This is a genomic window from Acinetobacter sp. (genome assembly GCF_049284435.1).
Classification (GTDB): domain Bacteria; phylum Pseudomonadota; class Gammaproteobacteria; order Pseudomonadales; family Moraxellaceae; genus Acinetobacter.
In genome coordinates this window covers 26,963-47,179 of the sequence record NZ_JBAPXX010000135.1, presented here as the reverse complement: position 1 = coordinate 47,179, position 20,217 = coordinate 26,963, and the positions used below count along the sequence as shown (strand labels likewise).

The window sequence follows — 20,217 nt, the reverse complement described above, 5'->3', positions numbered from 1 at the left end:
CGACAGCTACCTAAAAAATATGGTTCTAATTACGAATGCTGTATTTTAGGCAAAAACAGGGGGAACTAACAATTCCTTTTATTGATATTTGTTATATATAGGGCTGTTAAATTTGAAAAAAGGTCGCATACCGATGAATTCCAGCATTCATCGGTATATTCAGGACATTGACCCCATGCCAGATGAGGTCTAGGACCGAGAATTAACTTGGCTGTTTGATCAGGTCTTTGAGCGCATATAACTGCTGCAAGGCTTCACGCGGAGTTAAACTATCCACATCGATATCTTCGAGTAAGCCCAGTGCAGGCGACTCTTTCTCAATTTCGATGATGCGTTCCACAGGCTCCATCATTTCAGGCATCGCAAACAGATCATGCTGTGGACTCAGTGGCTTGGCCTGATGCTGCTTTTCCAGAATCTTTAAGCGATTTTGCGCTTCTTTAATCACTGCAGCTGGAATACCCGCCAGTTTGGCGACCTGCAAGCCATGACTCTGACTGGCTGGGCCATGTTGCACCTTATGCAATAAAATTAGATTGCCATTTAGTTCTTTAGCCGTAACATGGTAGTTATCAATGCCACTTTCCTTATCCAGTTCAGTCAGTTCGAAATAATGAGTGGCGAATAGACATAAACATTGAATGCGTTTCGTCAGATCTAGCACACAGGCCCAAGCCAGAGACAAGCCATCATAGGTACTGGTTCCACGGCCAACTTCATCCATCAGTACCAAAGACTGGCTGGTGGCATGATGCAGGATTTGCGACGTTTCTGTCATTTCCACCATAAAAGTCGATTTGCCTGTAGACAAATCATCAGCAGAGCCAATACGGGTAAAGACACGGTCAACCGGACCTAAAGTTGCAGCTTGCGCTGGAACATAGGCGCCACAATAAGCCAGCAACACGATCAATGCAGTCTGGCGCATAAAGGTGGATTTACCACCCATATTCGGACCGGTAATAATCGCCATCCGATGGGAAAAATCTAGTCGCGTATCGTTCGGGGTAAAGGCCGTTTTACTGAGGGCTTCTACCACTGGATGTCGTCCGGCAGTGATACTGACTCCGACCTCAGGGCTGAATTTTGGACGCGACCAGTTGCGTAAACGCGCCTGATGGGCAAAATTAGCAATCAGATCAATCTGGGCAATGGCGCTGTTCATCATCTGTAAATTGCCGATATCCTGACGGAGTTCATCCAGCAGCATTTCAAACAGCATTTTTTCACGGGCCAATGCACGCGATTCGCTAGATAAGACTTTGTCTTCAAATGCTTTGAGTTCAGGCGTGATGTAACGTTCGGCATTTTTCAGGGTTTGCCGGCGGATATAGTGCTCAGGTGCTTGTTCGGCTTGTGCGCGGGTCAGCTCAATATAGTAGCCACTGACGCGATTGTAGCCAATTTTCAGTCCCGGAATGCCACTGGCTTCACGCTCTTTAATTTCCAGATCAATCAGGAACTGGCTGGCATGATCACGAATCTGACGTAATTCGTCCAGTTCACTGTCGAAACCTTCTGCAATGACATTACCATCACGAAGCAGGACGGGCGGATTTTCCACAATGGCGGACATCAGGCGTTGATGCAAACCATGGAAGTCGCCTAGCTCTTCATTGAGTTGTACTAAAAGCCTGGACTGTTGCTGACCCACAATCGGTTGCAGTGCATGGCGTAAAAATGGAATTTGCGCACAGGCCTGACGCAGTTGTACCAGATCCCGTGGACGGGCACTGCCAAGCGCAATACGGCTCAGTACACGTTCAATATCGCTAATTTCTTTAAGTACCAGACGTACAGGTACTTCATGGAAAGCTTGCAGCAGGGCTTGAATGGCATCCAGGCGCTCATCCAGCAGCGCGGTATCGCGTAGAGGTTGCATCAGGGTACGACTGAGCAAGCGTCCCCCCATGGCAGTCTGGCAATCATTGATCAGCTGAAATAAAGATGTCCCATGTTCAAATAAAGGCTCAATCAGTTCAAGATTACGGCGCGTGACCGGATCCAGCGCAATAAAATCTGAACTCTGTTCTAGCTGAATCGTACGGATATGCGGTAACGCAGTCTTCTGGGTTTCTTTGGCGTAGTGAATCAGTGCTGCAGCCGCCGCTTTGGCTAAAGGCAAATGATCAATCCCGAAACCTGAAAGCGTACTGACAGCAAACTGATCACATAAGGTTTTTTGCGCATTGTTCAGGTTGAAGTCGACATCGGGACGTTTTGTGACAGAGATATCCAGTTGCTGTTTGAGTTGTTCGGTCAATGTAGGATCAGCGATATTTTCATCCAGCAGAATTTCACTTGGTATCAAACGTGCCAGTTCAATCATGAGCTGGTTAAGATCATAATCCTGCTGCTGTACTTTAAATAAGCCAGCGCTGAGATCGAGAAGTGCAATGCCAATCTGATTCTGCTGAATACATAAAGCCACCAGATTCGAACTCTGATGCGCACCGAGCATAGCATCATCGGTCAGGGTGCCCGGCGTAATAATCCGAACCACCCCACGCTCCATGGGTGCCTTTCCGCGAGTGCCTGCACTCTCGCCCTCACCAATCTGCTCACAGATCACCACGGTTTCGCCTTTTTTGACCAGACGTGCCAGATAGCCCTCGGCTGCATGATAAGGCACACCCGCCATAGGAATCGGCTGACCATTGGCTTTACCGCGATGGGTCAGGGTAATGCCTAAAATCTTGGCTGCCTTGTGTGCATCTTCAAAGAACAGTTCATAAAAATCACCCATACGATAAAACATCAATGAATGCGGATGTTGCATTTTCACCGACATGTATTGCTGCATCATGGGTGTTAAGGTAGAAAGATCAGCCATAATTTCAGAACTGGTCATTAAAAATAAATCCTTTCAACAAGAGATAAATGCAAATACTGCTCAATAGGCTATGCAGGAAAATTTAAAGCACGTTTTCAATCTGGCCAATCCCACATGATGGAGCACAGGAGATCGAAAATGTGAAATGAATCTGCTGATTCAATTCAGCTTTAAAGCTGTATTGCAGCAAGTCTATCAAATTTAATTTTTAGAAAGAAATGAAATTCCAGATGAATCTCTAAGTCAGCGCTCAGATCTGTCACTATGGATTATTATTCATCACTATTTGCAATTTTAAAAAAATAAACCACCGGATGCGAACATGCGGTGGTGAATCTCAATCAAGATAATAGGTTATTCCGGATCATAAAGACCAAGGTCGGTCAAATTTAATCTTAGAATCCGGCGTAATTCCAGTACGGCTTCAGGAGTTTCCTGAATCGAGTGGCCACCCTTAATGACTTTGCTAGATACTGCACCTTCCAAGTAAGCACTTTCGTATGAAACAATGCCATCACTCATCTGTTTAGGGTCTTTTGTATCTACCGTATTACCGATAATCGAGTGAAATTTGATATTTTTAGAAGGCTGAATATCCTTTGTTAATGCAGTAAATTTCGAATTTTCACTCAGATCGCTTGGGCCATTCTGAATCAGGTCATGTCCCAGTTCTTTGACAAATTCGTTTAACCCGATCTCACCTTGCAGGGTATCGGCAAAGGCACCCAAAAATGCGCCCGGTATACGGATAATTTTACGGGCCACTTTGGTATGCCAGCGGTCGGCATATTCTGTCCCACGATGCGGTGTCGCCAGAAAAATAGCCCGGCTAAAATTCGGAATAGGCTGCATTTGCAGGCGTGCTTTAAAGAGTGGGTTATCCTTAAACTGTTCAATGCGGGTATTTTGTACCAGCTTAAATGCATCTTGAGTAATATCGGCTTGACTGACCATCAAACGAGCAATCACGCCTCCCATACTGTGTCCGACCAGTACTGCATCTTTTTTGGCTGGCGCATTGTTCGCAATCCGAGCAAAGCCTTGCTGAACCAGTGCATTAATTTGAAAACGGCTTTCCAGAATCGGCATATTAGTAGAATAAAATACTTGCCAGACCTGGAAATTTTCCCTTAATACCGGATCACCCATAATGTCGTTGGTCAGACGAATCCAGGCTTCGGGACTACTGGCCAGGCCATGAATCAATACCAGTACCTTTTTGTCCGGATTATAAGGTTCCAGCATATACAGGTGTGGCATGCTCAGACTGTCTTCGCGATTAATCAGGGTCAGATAGGCTAAACGTCCCAGATTGTTCTCGGCCAGCCATAAACCGTAAGGTGCGGAAAAGTTGGCGGCTAGTGCATATTCTTTTGAAGCTATCTTAATCTTTTCATGTTTATAAGGATCATATAGTTTCAGGTGAAACTCTGAAGTAGATAAAATCTGTTCGGTCGAATTTGCGGATTTAGGTACAGCAGTAATGGTGGTCGCCAGATAGCGGGCTGAATGAATGTTTGGATTTTTACCATTTGGATAGTTGTGCTTGAGTGGATCGACAATATATTTTCTATCCTGCTCAGTTTGCTGTGCTTCAGGTAAAACCACTAAAAATTCTGAACCAAAACCATCACGGCGGGTGATGGAACGCAAGCCGGAAAAGTTCATATTATAGGTAGACATCAGCTGTTCAATGGTCTGGTTTTTCAGCTGTGGAAAATTTTCCAGATCAAGGGTGTATACACTGTCACCGACCTGAATGCGCTGGCCGGACTGTCTGGCTTCATAACGTTCAGCATAGCGTTGAATCAGATGGGCAATCGCCAGGTTGTAAAAGTCACGAATCTGGACCTGGCGGTTATCAAAAATACGCTCTTGCGGCGCACGTTCGGTTTTAAACAGATAGGCATAGCTATAACGAATGCTTTTATCCAGCATAGTGAGCTGCTGATCCAGACATTTCTGGATATTCTGCTTGTGTTGTTGCTGTTTTTCCGGTGATCGGGTTTTGTTTAAAACACCGGTGTTGCATTCGGCAGACTTGGCATTTTTTAAGGAATTGGCCAGATATAATTCACTTGCTGTAGAAAGCAATTGTTCATCTAAAATCTGGGGAATACTTTTAAGATCTTCCACACATTCTTCGGGCTGGTCAATACAGATCTGGGCTTCACGACCTGTCATGGACAACACATTCAGACTGGATTCACTGAGCTTGTCGCGGGTCAAGATACTGTCACGCTCATTGTTCAGCGTGACATTAATGGCCTGTTCCTTAACACTGACCACCTGACAGCCGCTGAGTACGCTGGTGATGAGTAAAGTGCACAGCATTAATCTTTTATTTATTTTTTCGTGCATAAAACTTTTCACTGAATTCAAGTTATAAAGCGGGATAATGTTTTGTATTTTACTAATTTTTTCCCATAAAAATAGACCGCCGTAGCAGTCTATTTGTAATCAAATTGAAGCGAATCTTGATTATGGCTTTACAGGTGCTGTTGCTGGCTCTGTAGCCGGAGCGGGTATTGAACTTTGCAGAATTTGCCAAACATTCCAGCGGCCATTTTTCTCAATTTCCTGAATCAGGCGGTCAGCCACTTCAGCTTCTTGCGGATATTTCACCTTATAGTTCGCCAAGGTTTGAGTGGCATTTTTCTTCTGTTCCAATGCAATATAGTTATTGGCTGCAGAAAGATAAGCCTCCTGAACTCCAGCTTTCATGGCTTTGTCCAGATAAGCGATGGCTTCACGTTGACCACCGCCTTCAGACAGACCAAAACCAAACCAGAAGTTGACTTCAGGATCATCCGGGTTAATTTTAAGAATACGCTGGGCATAGGTCAGGGAATTGGTGGTATAAACTGAACCCAGATCCAGGTTACGTGCCATCACGCTGGCTTTAAAAGCACGCATCAACACATCAAAAGAGGCATTTGGACGGGCCGCTAAAGTATCCAGTTGCCGGGTGACTTCACGCAATTTGGCTTCAAAACCACGGCGTTCCTGACGATCGCTGAAACGTGGTGGATAATGACGTGCCTTACCTTCGACCATTTGCAGGAAATCGTCAATTTCGGTGATATCGATTTCATTTGAATTGGCAAGTGCTGCATAACGCATTGAACGTGTATTGCTATCTACTACTGGAATAATCAGTTTATTCACATCCAGGGTCAATTGCTTGGATGGATCATTAGGATCCGTCACCACCATCTTGGTCACAGGCTGCGCTGCAGCCTTTTTCAAATGCACCTCAAATTCAGGCGGTTCATTATAATTGAATGGATTTAAAGCATAAAATGGTGGGCTCAGTTCAGGCTCTACAAAAACCACTTGATCTACAGGTTTCTCAGCAGATTTCTGAGGAGTGGTCGAACACGCAGTAATTGTGAATGCTAAGCAAGCAAGTGCCAAGGGCTTAAAGGTCATAATAGTCATCCATTCTGTTATTTTTAAAACATCTATTCAAAAATTGCATGATCGTCAGTCTATGAAAACTATAACGATCATGCAAGTAAACCCGTGTTACAGAGTGAAGTGTGATATTCAGGCCTTGGATTGGCTGGTTTGCGCTTCACATTCACGGCGCGCTTCTTCCAGAATCTGTAATTCTTTTTTGCTTAAAGGCTGGCCATCCTGTTGCTGCTTGTTAAAGGTCGGATCTAACAAAGAAAGACGATTGCACAAGTTATTCATACGTTTTTCATTTTGCTGAATGCGATCCAACAGAATTCGCATACCTTCCAGAATCGGATCAGACTGGTCTTCAGTTGCTGCATAAGGCTGGAAACCGATACTTTCTGCATAGTCACGGCGACGGGCTTCAGCATCATCTTTGGGTTTGTCTTTGGTGATAAAACGTGCCGGGTTGCCCACAGCTGTGGCGTTCTCAGGAACCGCTTTGGTGACGACCGCATTAGAACCGACTTTGGCATTTTTACCTACGGTAAATGGCCCAAGAATCTTGGCACCAGCACCGACTATTACGCCATCTTCTAGCGTTGGATGACGTTTACCTTTATTCCAGGTCGTTCCACCCAAAGTCACGCCGTGATAAAGCGTCACGTCATCGCCAATTTCAGCGGTTTCGCCAATTACGACACCCATACCGTGATCGATAAAGAAACGGCGGCCAATTTTTGCGCCGGGATGGATTTCAATGCCGGTGGCAAAGCGGCTAAACGAAGACAATGCACGCGCAGTTCCTTTACAGTCTTTATTCCATAGCTCATGTGCCATGCGATGCATGATCAGCGCATGAATGCCAGGGTAAGTGGTTAAGACTTCTAAGGTATTGCGTGCTGCAGGATCGCGCGCAAAGACAGCTTGTATATCTTCTTTGAGCTGTTTTAGCATTAGATTTGATCCTCGTCCTGTGATGATGTGTGTGAAGATTTTTTCCAGGTACCGTTGTTCAATGCCTGAACACGGCTGAAAATACCACGAAGTAAGTGATATTCCATACGATCTAATTGTATACGTCCGAAGAGACGACGCAAGCGTAAAGGCAATAATCTTGGATTTTTTGGATCCATAAATTCAATTTCTGCCAGCATTTTTTCCAAGTGCGGATAGAACTGTTCCATCTGGGCATGATTGACCAAGGGTTCATCCCATTCCATTTCAATGCCATCAATGACTTGCATGGTCGCTTTAGCATCACGTGGCTGTTCAATTTGACTCATCGTCGCCATGCGCATCTCATAGCAGATCACCTGAATCGCCTGAGCTACATTCAGTACGCCGTAGTCCGTATTCACAGGAATAGTCAGATGATAATTGGCCATCGCCAGTTCTTCATTGGTCAGACCACGGTCTTCACGGCCAAATAAAATCGCGACTTCCTGCTGCTCTTGAACAACAGCTGTCATGGCTTTTTCTGCGGCAGGACGCACATCTAACAGCGGCCAAGGAATGGTACGGCTGCGTGCGCTGGTGCCGAATACAATCTGGCAGTCTTTAATGGCATCTTCAAGGGTTTCGACAATCTCGATTTGCTCGATCAGGTCAGTTGCACCCGCTGCCAGCGCGTCAATATCCGGATGCGGATAGGTTTTTGGCGCTACCAGAACCAGCTTGGATATGCCCATGGTTTTCATGGCACGTAAGGCACTGCCGATATTGGCAGGTAAAGTGGTATTGACCATGACAATACGCACATGGGAGAGATGTGCTGAAACAGCAGCATTGTCAATTTGACTCATGAGGATTCCAATTTTAAGGTGTTTTAAAGGTCAGGATTTATGAATATTGCGGCTGGGATTCAGCCTGATACAGCTCCAGTGCATCATCCATGCTCATGCCCGCAGGCGGCGGAGCAATATCCACCGGCTTGGCCTGTTCATAGGACACGGCTTTGGCAGCTTTGGACTTGACCTGATACTCAATATGCAACGCTTCTTTACCAAAATAATCACGCAATTTGGCTAAGAGCTCATCCAGTGGGGCGACTTTCCAGTTGAGACCCAGATGCAGTTCAGTCGTGGCATACGGATAGTCCAGATACAGAATCACCGGAATATGTGCGGACATATCAACATTGCAATAAGGAGTCAGAATTTGCTGCAAGTCACGGCTCAAGCTCTTGCTGAAATGCTCGGCTGTCAGGGTGATCTTGATGCTGTTGGCACGTTTCTGGCGAATTTCATTCAGGCTAAATGCTTTGGTGAGGCGTCCCATCGGACGGTCAAAGCCTTCACGCTCATAAATTTCGCCTTCGATCACCACCACTTTATCGAGCTGGATAATCTCTTTGAAGCGGTTGAAGCGTTCGTGATTGGCTGAAATCTCAATCCGTGCCGTACCATCATCCAGGGTCATCATCATCCGGTTCGGGAAATTGGCAATATCCACCACCAGTCCTGCAAACACGGTGGTCACACCACGGCGGGTCGGCGTCAGCTCATTGATCTGACAAGGCACAAAGGATTTTAGTTCATTACGATACACATCAATCGGGTGACCAGTCAGATACAGACCAAGTGTGTCTTTTTCGCCTTTCAGGCGAACTTCATCTGCCCATGGCTTGACCGGTTTAGAGGGCTTGCGCTGAACTTCTTCAACTTCGCCAAACAGGTCCATGATGCCGGTTTCACGATTCGAACGTGCCTGTTCTGCAGCTTGAACCGCTTCAGGCAATTGTGCCATCAGGTCGGCACGGTCAATGCCTAAGCAATCCAGTGCGCCTGAACGAATCAGTGCTTCCAGAGTACGCTTATTAATTTTTTTCAGGTCAATACGATGACAGAAATCAAACAAGTCACGGAATGGACCTTCTTGTGCACGCGAGTCAATCACCGACTGCATCGCCGCTTCACCGACGCCTTTGATCGCCCCCAGACCATAGACAATAGTTTGCTCATCGATAGCATGGAATTGATACAGCGACATATTCACTGACGGCGGTAAAACTTCCAGATTATTCTTGCGACAGTCATCAATCAGGAATACCACGTTGTCGGTGTTCTGCATCTCCGAGGTCAATACCGCAGACAGGAATTCTGCCGGATAATGCGCTTTTAGCCATGCGGTCTGATAAGCAACCAAAGCATAGGCAGCCGCATGCGATTTGTTAAAACCATAGCCAGCGAACTTTTCCATATAGTCGAAGATATGGTTGGCCGTGGCTTCATCAATGTCTTTTTTCGATGCACCTTCAATAAAGATCTGGCGCTGTTTGACCATTTCTTCCGGTTTTTTCTTACCCATGGCGCGACGTAACAAGTCCGCACCACCGAGGGTATAGCCGGCACAGTACTGTGCAGCCTGCATTACCTGTTCCTGATACACCATAATCCCGTAGGTGGGTTCTAGTACACCTTCAAGCAATGGATGCAGATATTCAAAATCACCACCATGCATCCGGTGAATAAAGTCAGGAATCAGATCCATCGGACCTGGACGGTACAGCGATACGAAGGCAATAATTTCTTCAAACTTGCTCGGGCGTGCCTCTTTCAGCATCTTTTTCATGCCCACGGATTCAAACTGGAATACCGCGGTGGTGTTGGCATTGGCAAAGACCAGATACGCGTCTTTATCTTCAAGCGGGATATAAGCAATATCTAAAGGTTTATCCGCTTTGATGCGTTTATTGATATTTTTAACGGCATCTTCAATCACGGTCAGGTTACGCAGACCCAAGAAGTCGAATTTCACCAGACCTGCAGATTCGACATCGTCTTTATCGAACTGTGCCACGCGTCCGGTACCATCGGCATCACACATGACCGCAGAGAAATCGGTAATTTTGGTTGGCGAGATCACCACACCACCAGCATGTTTACCGGTGTTTCGGGTAATACCTTCCAGTTTAAGTGCCATTTCCCAGATTTCGGCTGCATCATCGTGGTCTGGATTGGATGGATTCGTGACGATATCTTTAAGCTGTGGTTCAGCTTCCAGCGACTCAAGCAGGCTTAGACCTAAAGGTTTGGTCGGAATCATTTTCGAGATACGATCCGCCAGACCATAAGATTTACCCAAAACGCGTGCAACATCACGAATCGCACCTTTGGCCGCCATAGTACCGAATGTTGCAATCTGGGAAACCGCATCACGGCCATAGGTACGTGCTACATAGTCAATTACGCGGTCACGGCCTGCGATACAGAAATCGACGTCGAAGTCGGGCATCGAGACACGTTCCGGGTTCAAGAAACGTTCGAACAGCAGTTCATAACGCAGCGGATCAAGATCGGTAATTTTTAAGCTATAGGCCACCAGTGAGCCCGCACCCGAACCACGCCCCGGACCGACCGGAACGCCGTTACTTTTCGACCACTGAATGAAGTCCATCACGATCAGGAAGTAGCCCGGGAATCCCATCGAGTTAATGATATTAATCTCGTATTCGATTCGCTCATCATAAGGCTTGCGGATTTCTGGCCAGTCTTCATCACGTTGTTCAGGCGGATACAGGAAATTTAGGCGTTCTTCCAGACCTTCTTTGGACAAGTGTGCAAAGAAGGTATCAATGGTATGACCTTCAGGAATCGGATAATCGGGCAGGAAGTATTTGCCCAGTTGCAGTGTGACATTACAGCGTTTAGCAATGTGATAGGTGTTCTCAATCGCAGATGGAATATCCGAGAACAACGTCGTCATTTCTTCAGCAGATTTGAAATATTGTTCAGGTGAATAGGTTTTAGGGCGGCGATTATCACCGAGCACGTAACCATCGGCAATACACACCCGCGCTTCATGCGCTTCATAATCTTCACGGGTCATGAAATGCACATCATTATGTGCGACCACACCGATATTGTATTTTTTTGCCAACTTAACGGCTTCCAGAATGAAGTTGTCTTCATCCGGACGATTGGTACGGGTCAGGGCAAGATAAACACGATTGCCAAATTTTTCGACCCATTCTTCCAGCAGCGGTTCTGCTTTTTGCGGATTTGAACTCATCAGCATTTTTCCCACATCGGAATGCATGCCGAGCAGGGCAATCATGTCCTCAGACTGATTTAAAATCCATTGTTTTTGAACGCAGGGAATATCCAGTTGCTGACCACTGATAAAGCCTTCAGAGACCAGTTCCGTCAGGTTGCGCCAGCCGGTATTGGTCATGGCCAATAAGGTCATGCGATGTTCGGCATAATTCAGGCGAATTTCGGAACCCAGAATCGGCTTGATGCCTTTACCCAGGCATTTGCCATAGAATTTGACGGCAGCATGCAGGTTAGAAAGATCCGTTAGCGCAAGGGCAGGCATCTGCTCTTTTTCGGCAGCTTTGACCAGGTCAGGTATCCGTACGATGGATTCAGTAATCGAAAATTCTGTATGAATACCAAGATGAACAAAGTGCATAGATGAGTCCCTGCTAAAACCATTGAATAGTTTAACATGGGATTTATTGTTTCAGTTTGAAAATGAGGGGAAATGGCTAACTTTTAGGTCAAGTTCGAATTTGATTTTTTAAGCTGATTATTTAGTTAGTTGTTAGAAGATATTTTCTTTTACTTTTGACGGGGCAAAAGTAACAAAACCCCTTTGTTGATCTGATGGCACTTCCATGTGCCACAGACCAACGGGCGACTTCCTGTCGCCGTGGCACGTATCAAATAGTTGTAGGACTTTACTTTGAAATAATGAGAAAGGGTTCGTAAGTATTAAAAACAATAAAACCCTCAAAAAGAGGGCTTTATTCATACATAAAAAACTAACTTAACGAAGTCGGGATAACCAGTCACCGAGGCTTTGTACAATCTGAACCAGAATCAGCAATACGATCACCGTCATGATGACTACAGAGGTATCAAAACGCTGATAACCGTAAGAAATCGCCAAGTCACCAATACCCCCGGCACCGACAGCACCGGCCATTGCCGTTGCACCAATCAAACTGATGGTAGCAGTAGTCAAGTTTAGAATGAGTGAGCTACGCGCTTCCGGCAGAATAAACTTAAAGATAATCTGCATTGGCGTCGCACCCATGGCTTGAGCAGATTCGATAATACCTTCATTCACTTCAAGCAAAGATGTTTCAATCAGGCGACCAATGTATGGGCCGACATAAATAGTCAATGGAACAATCGCTGCCCATGTACCAATCGATGTGCCGACGATTAACTTGGTCAGTGGAATGACTGCAATCAGCAAGATAATAAACGGCAGGGAACGCAGCGCATTCACAATCGGATTGAGACCGTGATAAATCACACGATTCGGCAGAATTCCATTAGGACGTGTCACCAGCAGGGTAATCGCCTGAATGAAGCCCCAGATACAGCCAAACAGCATCGCGAAGAACACCATATGAAAGGTTTCTTGCAGCGCTGTCACGAACTGATCTATCGACAGGGAGCTTTTCCAGAACGGTGCAGTGATCGTCGTCAGCCACTGTACAATTAAATCTCTCATGCCTGTACTCCCGCCTGATCGACTTGTACGCCGTGTTGTTCAAGGAATTTTATTGCTGTCTGAATTTCTTGCGTATCACCTAGTAGCTGAATGAACATCTGGCCAATGACCGCGCCATTAATTTCAGTCATGTTGGCAAACAGAATATTTAAACTGATATCAAACTGTTTAATCACCGCTTGTATTACGGTTTCCTGTGCCGAACTGCCGAGGAATTTCAGGCAGTAAATACTGTTATGATTCTGGTTTTCCAGATTATTCAGAATATTGATCGGCAAATGTTGCTGAAGTACAGTCTGAATAAAATTCTTGGTGGTCGGGTGCTGCGGCTGGCTAAATATTTGTAAGGTACTACCGGTTTCAATCACATCACCTTTTTCCATCACGGCGACATAATCACACACGGTTTCAATCACATCCATTTCATGGGTGACCATAACAATAGTGATGCCTTGTTCTTCATTAATTTTTTTAAGTAGCTGTAGAACAGATTTGGTGGTTTGCGGATCAAGTGCAGAAGTCGCTTCATCACAGAGTAAAATTTTTGGATGATTGGCAAAGGCACGGGCAATGCCGACACGCTGCTTTTGGCCACCAGACAATTCATCTGGAAAAGCATGACGTTTATGTTTCAGGTCAATAAAGTCTAATAATTCTTCAAGGCGTTTTTCCCGTTCTGCCTTGCTCCAGCCCAGGAGTTTCATTGGCATTTCGATATTGGCTGCCACGGTTTTGGTTTGCATTAAATTGAAATGCTGGAAAATCATCCCGATGCTGGCACGTTCTTGACGTAATGCTTTGGCGTCGAGTGCGGTAAAATCTGTTCCGTTAATGATAATTCGGCCTGAACTTGGGCGCTCAAGCAGGTTAATCAGACGGATGAGGGTGCTTTTACCGGCACCACTATAACCGATGATGCCAAAAATACTGCCGGTTGGAATCTGAAGATTAATCTGATTCAAGGCATGTAAGGTTTGACCCTTAAGCTCATACTGTTTTGAAATATCTTTAAATTCAATCATAGTGTCAAAAACTGCATCACGGATAAAAAAACAGGCAAGAAATCGTCCTTGCCTGTTCTAAAAGTCTATTATAGTACTATTTTGATTCAGTTAAATACGTCACAGGTTTGTTTACCGCAACTTTAGTACCACCAAAATGTTCATCAACATATGCTTTTACTGCTGGCGTATGATACAACGCACCCACTTTTTGCATGACAGGATCATTTTGACGGTCTGCTGCAACCGCTAATACGTTGACGTTCATTTTTGTGCTTTGATCAATCGGCTCATAGTAAATCGCATCTTTCAATACGTTTAAACCACCTTCCATTGCCAGGGTATTGCCCAGCACAATCGCATCAACTTCGTCTTTTACGCGTACTGCAGTCGCCATTTGAATTGGCTTAATCACGATTTGTTTTGCATTTTCGGTCACATCAGAAGTTGTACCTTTAACATTGTCAAAACCAGCTTTTAATTTAACCAAGCCTGCTGATTGTAAAAGCAATAATGCACGTGATTCGTTTGCGCCGTCATTCGGAATGGCAATGGTCGCACCGGTTTTAAACTCATTTAAAGATTTTACTTTGCTTGAGTAAATGCCCATTGGCTCTAAATAAGTGGTAGATAGAGGTGCAATTTTGGCTGTGTTGGCATCGTTATAAGCCACCATATAGGCATAAGACTGGAATGCATTCACATCAATTTCTTTGTTGGCTACTGCCGTGTTCATTGACACGTAGTCAGTGAAATTTTTCACATCAAGTTTGATGCCGGCTGCTTTGGTTTCAGGCAGTGTCGCGATATAACGCCATACGTCTGCATCTGAACCGGTCGAAGCCATAGTTACAGTCTGAAGACCATTTGCATCTTTGCTTTGCGTTGCATCATTCGCAGGCGCTTCCTGTTTACCACACCCAGTTAAAGTCAATACAGAGGCACTCAAGATAACGCCAAGTAACTTTTTCATGAAATTGTCCTAATTCTATTCTTGCTTAAAGTATAAGCATTTTTAAATCGTGTTAAATAAGAGTTTTATTACGATCTAAGTATGTGGCTTGATCATGGTTGAAGAGAGCTTGAAGTCGGAAGATGCAAGCGTGCAGCAACAGTTCTGGTGAACTTGATCAAGTCAGAGGCAGCCCAAACCTAATGTGCTTGATCTATTTTGGAGAGAGAAAATAGATATTTTATAAGTACATGGCAAGGTTTGGGTGCTCTGAAGTTGCGAATATCATAGCAATAAATCTATATTCGATATACTGGATAGAAAAGCCTTGCTTATCTCTTTAGTCGAATATAAAAAAGATCTTTTAAAGAAAATATTAATTAAAACAATATATTATTTATATTGAAAATATAGTTTTAATAGATGTGTATAAATAGTGATCTTTATAAGATTTTGTAAGATAGAAATATGAAAAATGCATATAGATAAATATAGGAAAAATATCTGATTTTTGGGAAATCAAGAAAATTCTATCATTAACGAGATAAATCTTCCCTTCATGCTCACTAGGCGAGGCAGGATCTGATCTTGGTTTTCTCAGGTCATGATACTGCAAGCTTGTTTTAACAGAAAGGAATATACAGATAATCCGAACGCTGTTTTTCATAGAGTACGTGTCTACATAAGATATGATCGGCAGGTACAAGCGGATGATCAAACTCTCCCACTTTTTCTAAGCCAATGTTTTGCATGACACGTTCTGATGGTGTATTGACGCATGCAGTAAAAGAAATGACTTTCTCTAGGCGCAGGGTTGTAAAGGCATATTTCAGTACTGCTTTGGCTCCTTCAGTAGCATAGCCTTGGTTCCAATATTGCGGTAGCAAGCGCCAACCGATTTCAGGTGCATCGGCAATTTCAAATTCAGGTGGATGAACGTGTAAGCCGATAAAACCGATAAATTCGCCTGTGGCTTTGAGTTCTACAGCAAAGAGTCCCCAGCCACGTGTTTCTATGTCAGTACGAATACGTTCAAGAAAAGCGGTTGCCTCAGTCGCATTGAGTTTTTTAGGGAAGTAGCGCATAACCTCGTCATCTGCACACATTTGGATAAATGGGGCAGTGTCGGAATCTTGCCATTGGCGGAGGATCAGGCGAGGGGTTTGAATAGGAATAGTCATATTAGAAAGGCTTTGAGTTGATTGTTTGAAGAAGATGGATTTTGTTTAGTATTTAATATTGAGTAGATGCTACGGTTCTATTCATTATATTCTCATTAATTCCATCTCTATTGAATCAATTGCTCAAGTATATGAAGAAGACTATTAAAATGTCAGATACTCAGAAACTTAACATTTATAACCTAAAATTCGAAGATTTTTGTTTGTTGGTCAATCCAATATATTTGGGGTGTAAGCAGACTGAGAAAGCTTTTTACGATGTGCAAGCGCTTTTAAAGAGAAGAAAATGGCTTCAACTGGTTGGATGTAGGTATAGTTGGTATTTTATTGAAGGATTAGTGGAATTAAAGAGAAAGAAGGAGTTTGTTGTTGAAATAATTAATGAGATTGAAGTCTTAGAAGAGTCTACAGTTTATACAACACATACTAAGACACAAACTTCATTTAAACATGAACCGTTAAAAGGTCTTTGGCATAAACATTTCCATCTAGGTAATTTAAAAAACATGAAAATAATGTACTTAGATCCTTTAATTAGAGATAAAAAGTGGAAACAAATTACGCAAGAATGTCGGGCCTTAGAAAAGAAAAAAGGTGATAGTGATTTAAGCTTAGTATGGAGCGTTCTTAAAAAGCATACTTTCGATGATTATGAATTAAGAGTGGAAAGTGGTCAATTAACAGGTGAGTGGATTGTATATCATGAGTTTCTAGGTGAAAAATATTATTTAGGCTTGTGGAGTCATGATGATCTTGATGAAAATATTGCAGCAAAAATTAAAAATATCTTTAAATCTGAGTTTACAGAGTTCAATGGTTCCTTACCTATTTTTAACGATTAAAAAACCCCGAACGAATCGGGGTTTTTATTTAACCTAAACCAAGATTAAGCATTTTCACGCGCAATTGCACGGTAGCCAATATCTTTACGGTATTGAACGCCGTCAAACGTTACTTTTTGGCAAAGTTCTAATGCTTTGGCTTGTGCTTCACCAATCGTATTACCAAGTGCCGTTACGCAAAGTACACGACCACCCGCAGTCACGATGTCGCCATTTTCATTGGCTTTGGTACCTGCATGGAACACTTTCGCATCAGTCATTTCAGTGTCTAAGCCTGAAATCACATCGCCATTGCTTGAAGTTTCTGGGTAACCTTTAGATGCAAGCACTATGCCTACGGTCTTACGTTCATCCCATTCAGCGTCCGCAGGTAAGTTACCTGCAATACCCGCTTCAACCAGATCCACCAAAGATGATTTTAAACGCATCATGATAGGCTGGGTTTCAGGATCACCAAAACGACAGTTGAATTCGATCACTTTAGGTTGACCTTGTTCATCAATCATCAAGCCTGCGTATAAGAAACCTGTGTATACATGACCATCTGCTTTCATACCATCAACAGTCGGACGCATCACTTCTTTCATGGTTTTTTCAAACACATCAGCTGTCACAACTGGAGCAGGAGAGTAAGCACCCATACCGCCAGTGTTTGGACCTTGGTCGCCTTCAAAAATACGTTTATGGTCTTGAGACGTCGCCATTGGCAGGATGTTGTCGCCATCAATCATACAAATGAAAGATGCTTCTTCTCCCGCAAGGAATTCTTCGATCACAACACGTGAACCTGCGTCACCAAATTTGTTGCCTGCAAGCATGTCATCAATTGCAGCAAATGCTTCTTCGTTGGTCATGGCAACGATCACGCCTTTACCTGCAGCAAGACCGTCGGCCTTGATTACGATTGGCGCGCCATTTTTTTCAACGAATGCTTTCGCTGCATCGACTTCTGTGAATACGTCATAGAATGCAGTTGGAATGTTGTGGCGTTTAAGGAAGTGCTTGGCAAAAGCCTTAGAGCCTTCAAGCTGTGCAGCAAATTGAGTAGGACCCCAAATTTTTACACCTGCTTCACGGCAAGCATCGACTACACCATTTACTAACGGGGCTTCTGGGCCGACAATGACAAGCTCAACTGCATTATTTTTTGCGAAATCGATAATTGCAGCATTGTCTAAAATGCTTAAATTTACGTTTTCACATTTATTTTCAGTGGCTGTACCTGCGTTGCCCGGAGCAACAAAGACTTTAGCGACTTTATCGTCTTGTGCGATTTTCCATGCCAATGCATGTTCACGACCGCCATTACCCAAAACTAAAATATTCATTTAAAAAAATCCTTCTGAAATAGAATCCCCCTAAATCCCCCTTTTATAAAAGGGGGACTCCCTTCGCTCTACTATGATATAGAAAACCCTCCTTTATTAAAGGAGGGCTAGGGAGGATTTAAAATTAATTAGTGACGGAAATGACGCATGCCAGTGAAGACCATCGCGATCCCAGCTTCATCTGCAGCTGCAATGGTTTCTTCATCACGCATAGAACCACCCGGCTGGATAATGCATTTGATACCCGCTTTCGCAGCGTTATCAATACCATCACGGAATGGGAAGAATGCGTCAGATGCCATAACAGCACCTTCAACCACTAAACCAGCATGTTCAGCTTTGATTGCAGCAATACGGGCAGAGTTTACACGACTCATTTGACCTGCGCCTACCCCGATCGTTTGACGGTTTTTCGCATAAACAATCGCATTAGATTTCACGTATTTCGCCACTTTCCAAGCAAAGATCATGTCATCAATTTCTTGTTCAGTCGGCGCACGTTTGGTCACAACTTTAAGATCATCTTTCGTGATCATGCCCAAGTCTTGATCTTGAACCAGCAAACCACCGTTTACGCGTTTGTAGTCAAGTTGCGATTGACGCGCATCAATTGCAGGAAGTTCGCCACATACAAGTACACGTACGTTTTTCTTTGCGCCTGTTACTTCAAGAACGCCTTCAGCAACGCTCGGTGCAATGATCACTTCAACAAATTGACGATCTACAATGGCTTGAGCAGTTGCAACGTCTAATTCACGGTTGAATGCAATGATGCCACCGAAAGCAGATTCAGGATCTGTTGCATAGGCAAGATCATAAGCTGCTTGAATACCGTCTAAAGATACTGCAACGCCACATGGGTTTGCATGTTTAACGATAACACAAGCAGGCTTCGCAAATGATTTCACACATTCAAGTGCTGCATCAGTGTCCGCAATGTTGTTATAAGAGAGTTCTTTACCTTGAAGCTGTTTCGCTGTTGAAACAGAAGCTTCAGTCGCTGTGTCTTCTACATAGAATGCAGCAGCTTGATGCGGGTTTTCACCATAACGAAGGTCTTGAACTTTGTTCAATTGGGTATTGAAAGTACGTGCAAACTTGTCTGCTTGACCTACTTCTTTACCTACGCGAGCACCTAAGTAAGATGCGATCATGCCGTCATATTGAGCAGTATGTTCAAATGCTTTTACTGCTAGGTCAAAACGAGTTGCATGAGATAAAGCACCCTCAGCTTTAAGCTCGGCAACTACAGTTGCGTAGTCAGATGCATTTACGATGATACCGACTGATGCATGGTTTTTTGCCGCAGCACGAACCATGGTAGGACCACCGATGTCGATGTTTTCGATGGCATCAGCAAGTGAACAGTTTGGTTTTGCTACTGTTGCAGCAAATGGATAAAGGTTTACAACGACTAAATCAATAGCATCAATGTTGTGTTCAGCCATCACAGCTTCGTCTAGACCACGACGAGCCAGGATACCCCCATGAATTTTCGGATGTAGTGTTTTTACACGGCCGTCCATCATCTCTGGAAAACCTGTATGCTCCGAAACTTCAACTACAGCCACATTATTGTCTTTCAACAATTTGTAGGTACCACCTGTAGATAAAATTTCTACCCCTAGAGCAGCAAGTTCTTGTGCAAATTCAACAATACCAGTCTTGTCAGACACAGAGATTAAAGCGCGTTTAATAGTCATGATCTTCGTCACAGTTTTCAAGGAACAGAATAAAACAAAATCAGCAATTTACAGGTTAAAAAAAATGCCTGCGGAAGCCGCAAGCATTTTATCATTTATTCACTCATTAAACCGTGAGCTTTTAACTTTTTACGTAAAGTACCACGGTTGAGTCCGAGAATCTCGGCAGCACGTGTTTGGTTACCACGTGTATATTCTAGAACTACAGATAGAAGAGGTTTCTCCATTTCTGCTAGCACCATGTCGTATACCTGAGATGGTTGCTCGCCCTGCAGTTGTGCAAAATAGTGGCGAACTGCGCGATCTACGTGGATACGTAAAGCAACATCAGATTGTGCAGTAAAAATAGGAGATTTGCTATTCATGCGAATTAATCCGAAAAACAAATATCACTTGGGTAAAGTGATATATAAAAGTGGTCTAGAAATTGAAATGAACTCCATTTTAGATCCTAAAACGGAAGTTCTAAAACTTAGTCATTACATTGAGCCTGTAGCTTGACACATC

Annotated in this window: 14 protein-coding genes; 1 reads left to right on the top strand and 13 read right to left on the bottom strand. The window is 43.9% G+C overall.

The features are described from left to right. Positions 1-202: 202 nt before the first annotated feature. The 10 genes from mutS to WAK81_RS11655 all read right to left on the bottom strand — a co-directional run bounded on the left by mutS (position 203) and on the right by WAK81_RS11655 (position 15,837). On the bottom strand, positions 203-2,851 hold the full coding sequence (mutS, locus tag WAK81_RS11700) for a DNA mismatch repair protein MutS (RefSeq protein ID WP_422196967.1): 2,649 nt from the start codon (positions 2,849-2,851) through the stop codon (positions 203-205). A gap of 336 nt (positions 2,852-3,187) precedes the next feature. Next, positions 3,188-5,194 carry an esterase/lipase family protein gene (locus WAK81_RS11695; RefSeq protein WP_422196965.1) on the bottom strand — a complete coding sequence of 669 codons (2,007 nt, stop codon included), beginning with the start codon at positions 5,192-5,194 and terminating at the stop codon, positions 3,188-3,190. A 120-nt stretch (positions 5,195-5,314) separates the two neighbouring features. Next, positions 5,315-6,265, bottom strand: coding sequence for an ABUW_2363 family tetratricopeptide repeat lipoprotein (locus WAK81_RS11690; protein ID WP_422196963.1), 951 nt, complete (start codon positions 6,263-6,265; stop codon positions 5,315-5,317). Between the two features lie 117 nt (positions 6,266-6,382). Further along, the gene (cysE, locus tag WAK81_RS11685) at positions 6,383-7,216 is read right to left on the bottom strand and encodes a serine O-acetyltransferase (RefSeq protein WP_422196997.1); all 834 of its coding nucleotides are present in this window, start codon (positions 7,214-7,216) and stop codon (positions 6,383-6,385) included. Further along, positions 7,192-8,040, bottom strand: a complete 849-nt coding sequence (locus WAK81_RS11680; protein ID WP_422196961.1) for an RNA methyltransferase — start codon at positions 8,038-8,040, stop codon at positions 7,192-7,194. The genes cysE and WAK81_RS11680 overlap by 25 nt, the downstream gene beginning before the upstream one ends. A gap of 37 nt (positions 8,041-8,077) precedes the next feature. Further along, positions 8,078-11,650 carry a DNA polymerase III subunit alpha gene (gene dnaE / locus WAK81_RS11675; protein ID WP_422196959.1) on the bottom strand — a complete coding sequence of 1,191 codons (3,573 nt, stop codon included), beginning with the start codon at positions 11,648-11,650 and terminating at the stop codon, positions 8,078-8,080. A gap of 357 nt (positions 11,651-12,007) precedes the next feature. Then, positions 12,008-12,703 carry a methionine ABC transporter permease gene (locus WAK81_RS11670; RefSeq protein WP_004279923.1) on the bottom strand — a complete coding sequence of 232 codons (696 nt, stop codon included), beginning with the start codon at positions 12,701-12,703 and terminating at the stop codon, positions 12,008-12,010. Beyond that, positions 12,700-13,725: a methionine ABC transporter ATP-binding protein gene (locus WAK81_RS11665; RefSeq protein ID WP_422196956.1), complete on the bottom strand. Its 1,026-nt coding sequence runs from the start codon at positions 13,723-13,725 to the stop codon at positions 12,700-12,702. The genes WAK81_RS11670 and WAK81_RS11665 overlap by 4 nt, the downstream gene beginning before the upstream one ends. Before the next feature lie 76 nt (positions 13,726-13,801). Further along, positions 13,802-14,677: a MetQ/NlpA family ABC transporter substrate-binding protein gene (locus tag WAK81_RS11660; protein WP_422196954.1), complete on the bottom strand. Its 876-nt coding sequence runs from the start codon at positions 14,675-14,677 to the stop codon at positions 13,802-13,804. 602 nt (positions 14,678-15,279) lie between these two features. Beyond that, positions 15,280-15,837, bottom strand: a complete 558-nt coding sequence (locus WAK81_RS11655; protein WP_422196952.1) for a GNAT family N-acetyltransferase — start codon at positions 15,835-15,837, stop codon at positions 15,280-15,282. A 149-nt stretch (positions 15,838-15,986) separates the two neighbouring features. Between WAK81_RS11655 and WAK81_RS11650 the strand changes: the two genes are divergently transcribed. Next, positions 15,987-16,679, top strand: coding sequence for a hypothetical protein (locus WAK81_RS11650; protein WP_422196950.1), 693 nt, complete (start codon positions 15,987-15,989; stop codon positions 16,677-16,679). Positions 16,680-16,723: 44 nt separating this feature from the next. Here the strand turns inward: WAK81_RS11650 and purD are convergent, their stop codons facing one another. From purD to fis, 3 genes are all read right to left on the bottom strand, one after another. Continuing rightward, positions 16,724-18,007, bottom strand: a complete 1,284-nt coding sequence (purD, locus tag WAK81_RS11645) for a phosphoribosylamine--glycine ligase (RefSeq protein WP_422196948.1) — start codon at positions 18,005-18,007, stop codon at positions 16,724-16,726. A 128-nt stretch (positions 18,008-18,135) separates the two neighbouring features. Beyond that, entirely contained in the window at positions 18,136-19,710 is a 1,575-nt protein-coding gene (purH, locus tag WAK81_RS11640; RefSeq protein ID WP_422196946.1) for a bifunctional phosphoribosylaminoimidazolecarboxamide formyltransferase/IMP cyclohydrolase, read from the bottom strand. Between the two features lie 95 nt (positions 19,711-19,805). Then, the gene (gene fis, locus WAK81_RS11635; RefSeq protein ID WP_001086304.1) at positions 19,806-20,075 is read right to left on the bottom strand and encodes a DNA-binding transcriptional regulator Fis; all 270 of its coding nucleotides are present in this window, start codon (positions 20,073-20,075) and stop codon (positions 19,806-19,808) included. Positions 20,076-20,217 lie beyond the last annotated feature (142 nt).

Bases quoted from the DNA above. Each gene is read 5' to 3' on its own strand.
- purH (WP_422196946.1), bottom strand. From the start codon at position 19,710: ATGACTATTAAACGCGCTTTAATCTCTGTGTCTGACAAGACTGGTATT.
- WAK81_RS11695 (WP_422196965.1), bottom strand. From the start codon at position 5,194: ATGCACGAAAAAATAAATAAAAGATTAATGCTGTGCACTTTACTCATC.
- WAK81_RS11690 (WP_422196963.1), bottom strand. From the start codon at position 6,265: ATGACCTTTAAGCCCTTGGCACTTGCTTGCTTAGCATTCACAATTACT.
- WAK81_RS11680 (WP_422196961.1), bottom strand. From the start codon at position 8,040: ATGAGTCAAATTGACAATGCTGCTGTTTCAGCACATCTCTCCCATGTG.
- WAK81_RS11670 (WP_004279923.1), bottom strand. From the start codon at position 12,703: ATGAGAGATTTAATTGTACAGTGGCTGACGACGATCACTGCACCGTTC.
- mutS (WP_422196967.1), bottom strand. From the start codon at position 2,851: ATGACCAGTTCTGAAATTATGGCTGATCTTTCTACCTTAACACCCATG.
- WAK81_RS11665 (WP_422196956.1), bottom strand. From the start codon at position 13,725: ATGATTGAATTTAAAGATATTTCAAAACAGTATGAGCTTAAGGGTCAA.
- WAK81_RS11660 (WP_422196954.1), bottom strand. From the start codon at position 14,677: ATGAAAAAGTTACTTGGCGTTATCTTGAGTGCCTCTGTATTGACTTTA.
- WAK81_RS11655 (WP_422196952.1), bottom strand. From the start codon at position 15,837: ATGACTATTCCTATTCAAACCCCTCGCCTGATCCTCCGCCAATGGCAA.
- WAK81_RS11650 (WP_422196950.1), top strand. From the start codon at position 15,987: ATGTCAGATACTCAGAAACTTAACATTTATAACCTAAAATTCGAAGAT.
- purD (WP_422196948.1), bottom strand. From the start codon at position 18,007: ATGAATATTTTAGTTTTGGGTAATGGCGGTCGTGAACATGCATTGGCA.
- fis (WP_001086304.1), bottom strand. From the start codon at position 20,075: ATGAATAGCAAATCTCCTATTTTTACTGCACAATCTGATGTTGCTTTA.
- dnaE (WP_422196959.1), bottom strand. From the start codon at position 11,650: ATGCACTTTGTTCATCTTGGTATTCATACAGAATTTTCGATTACTGAA.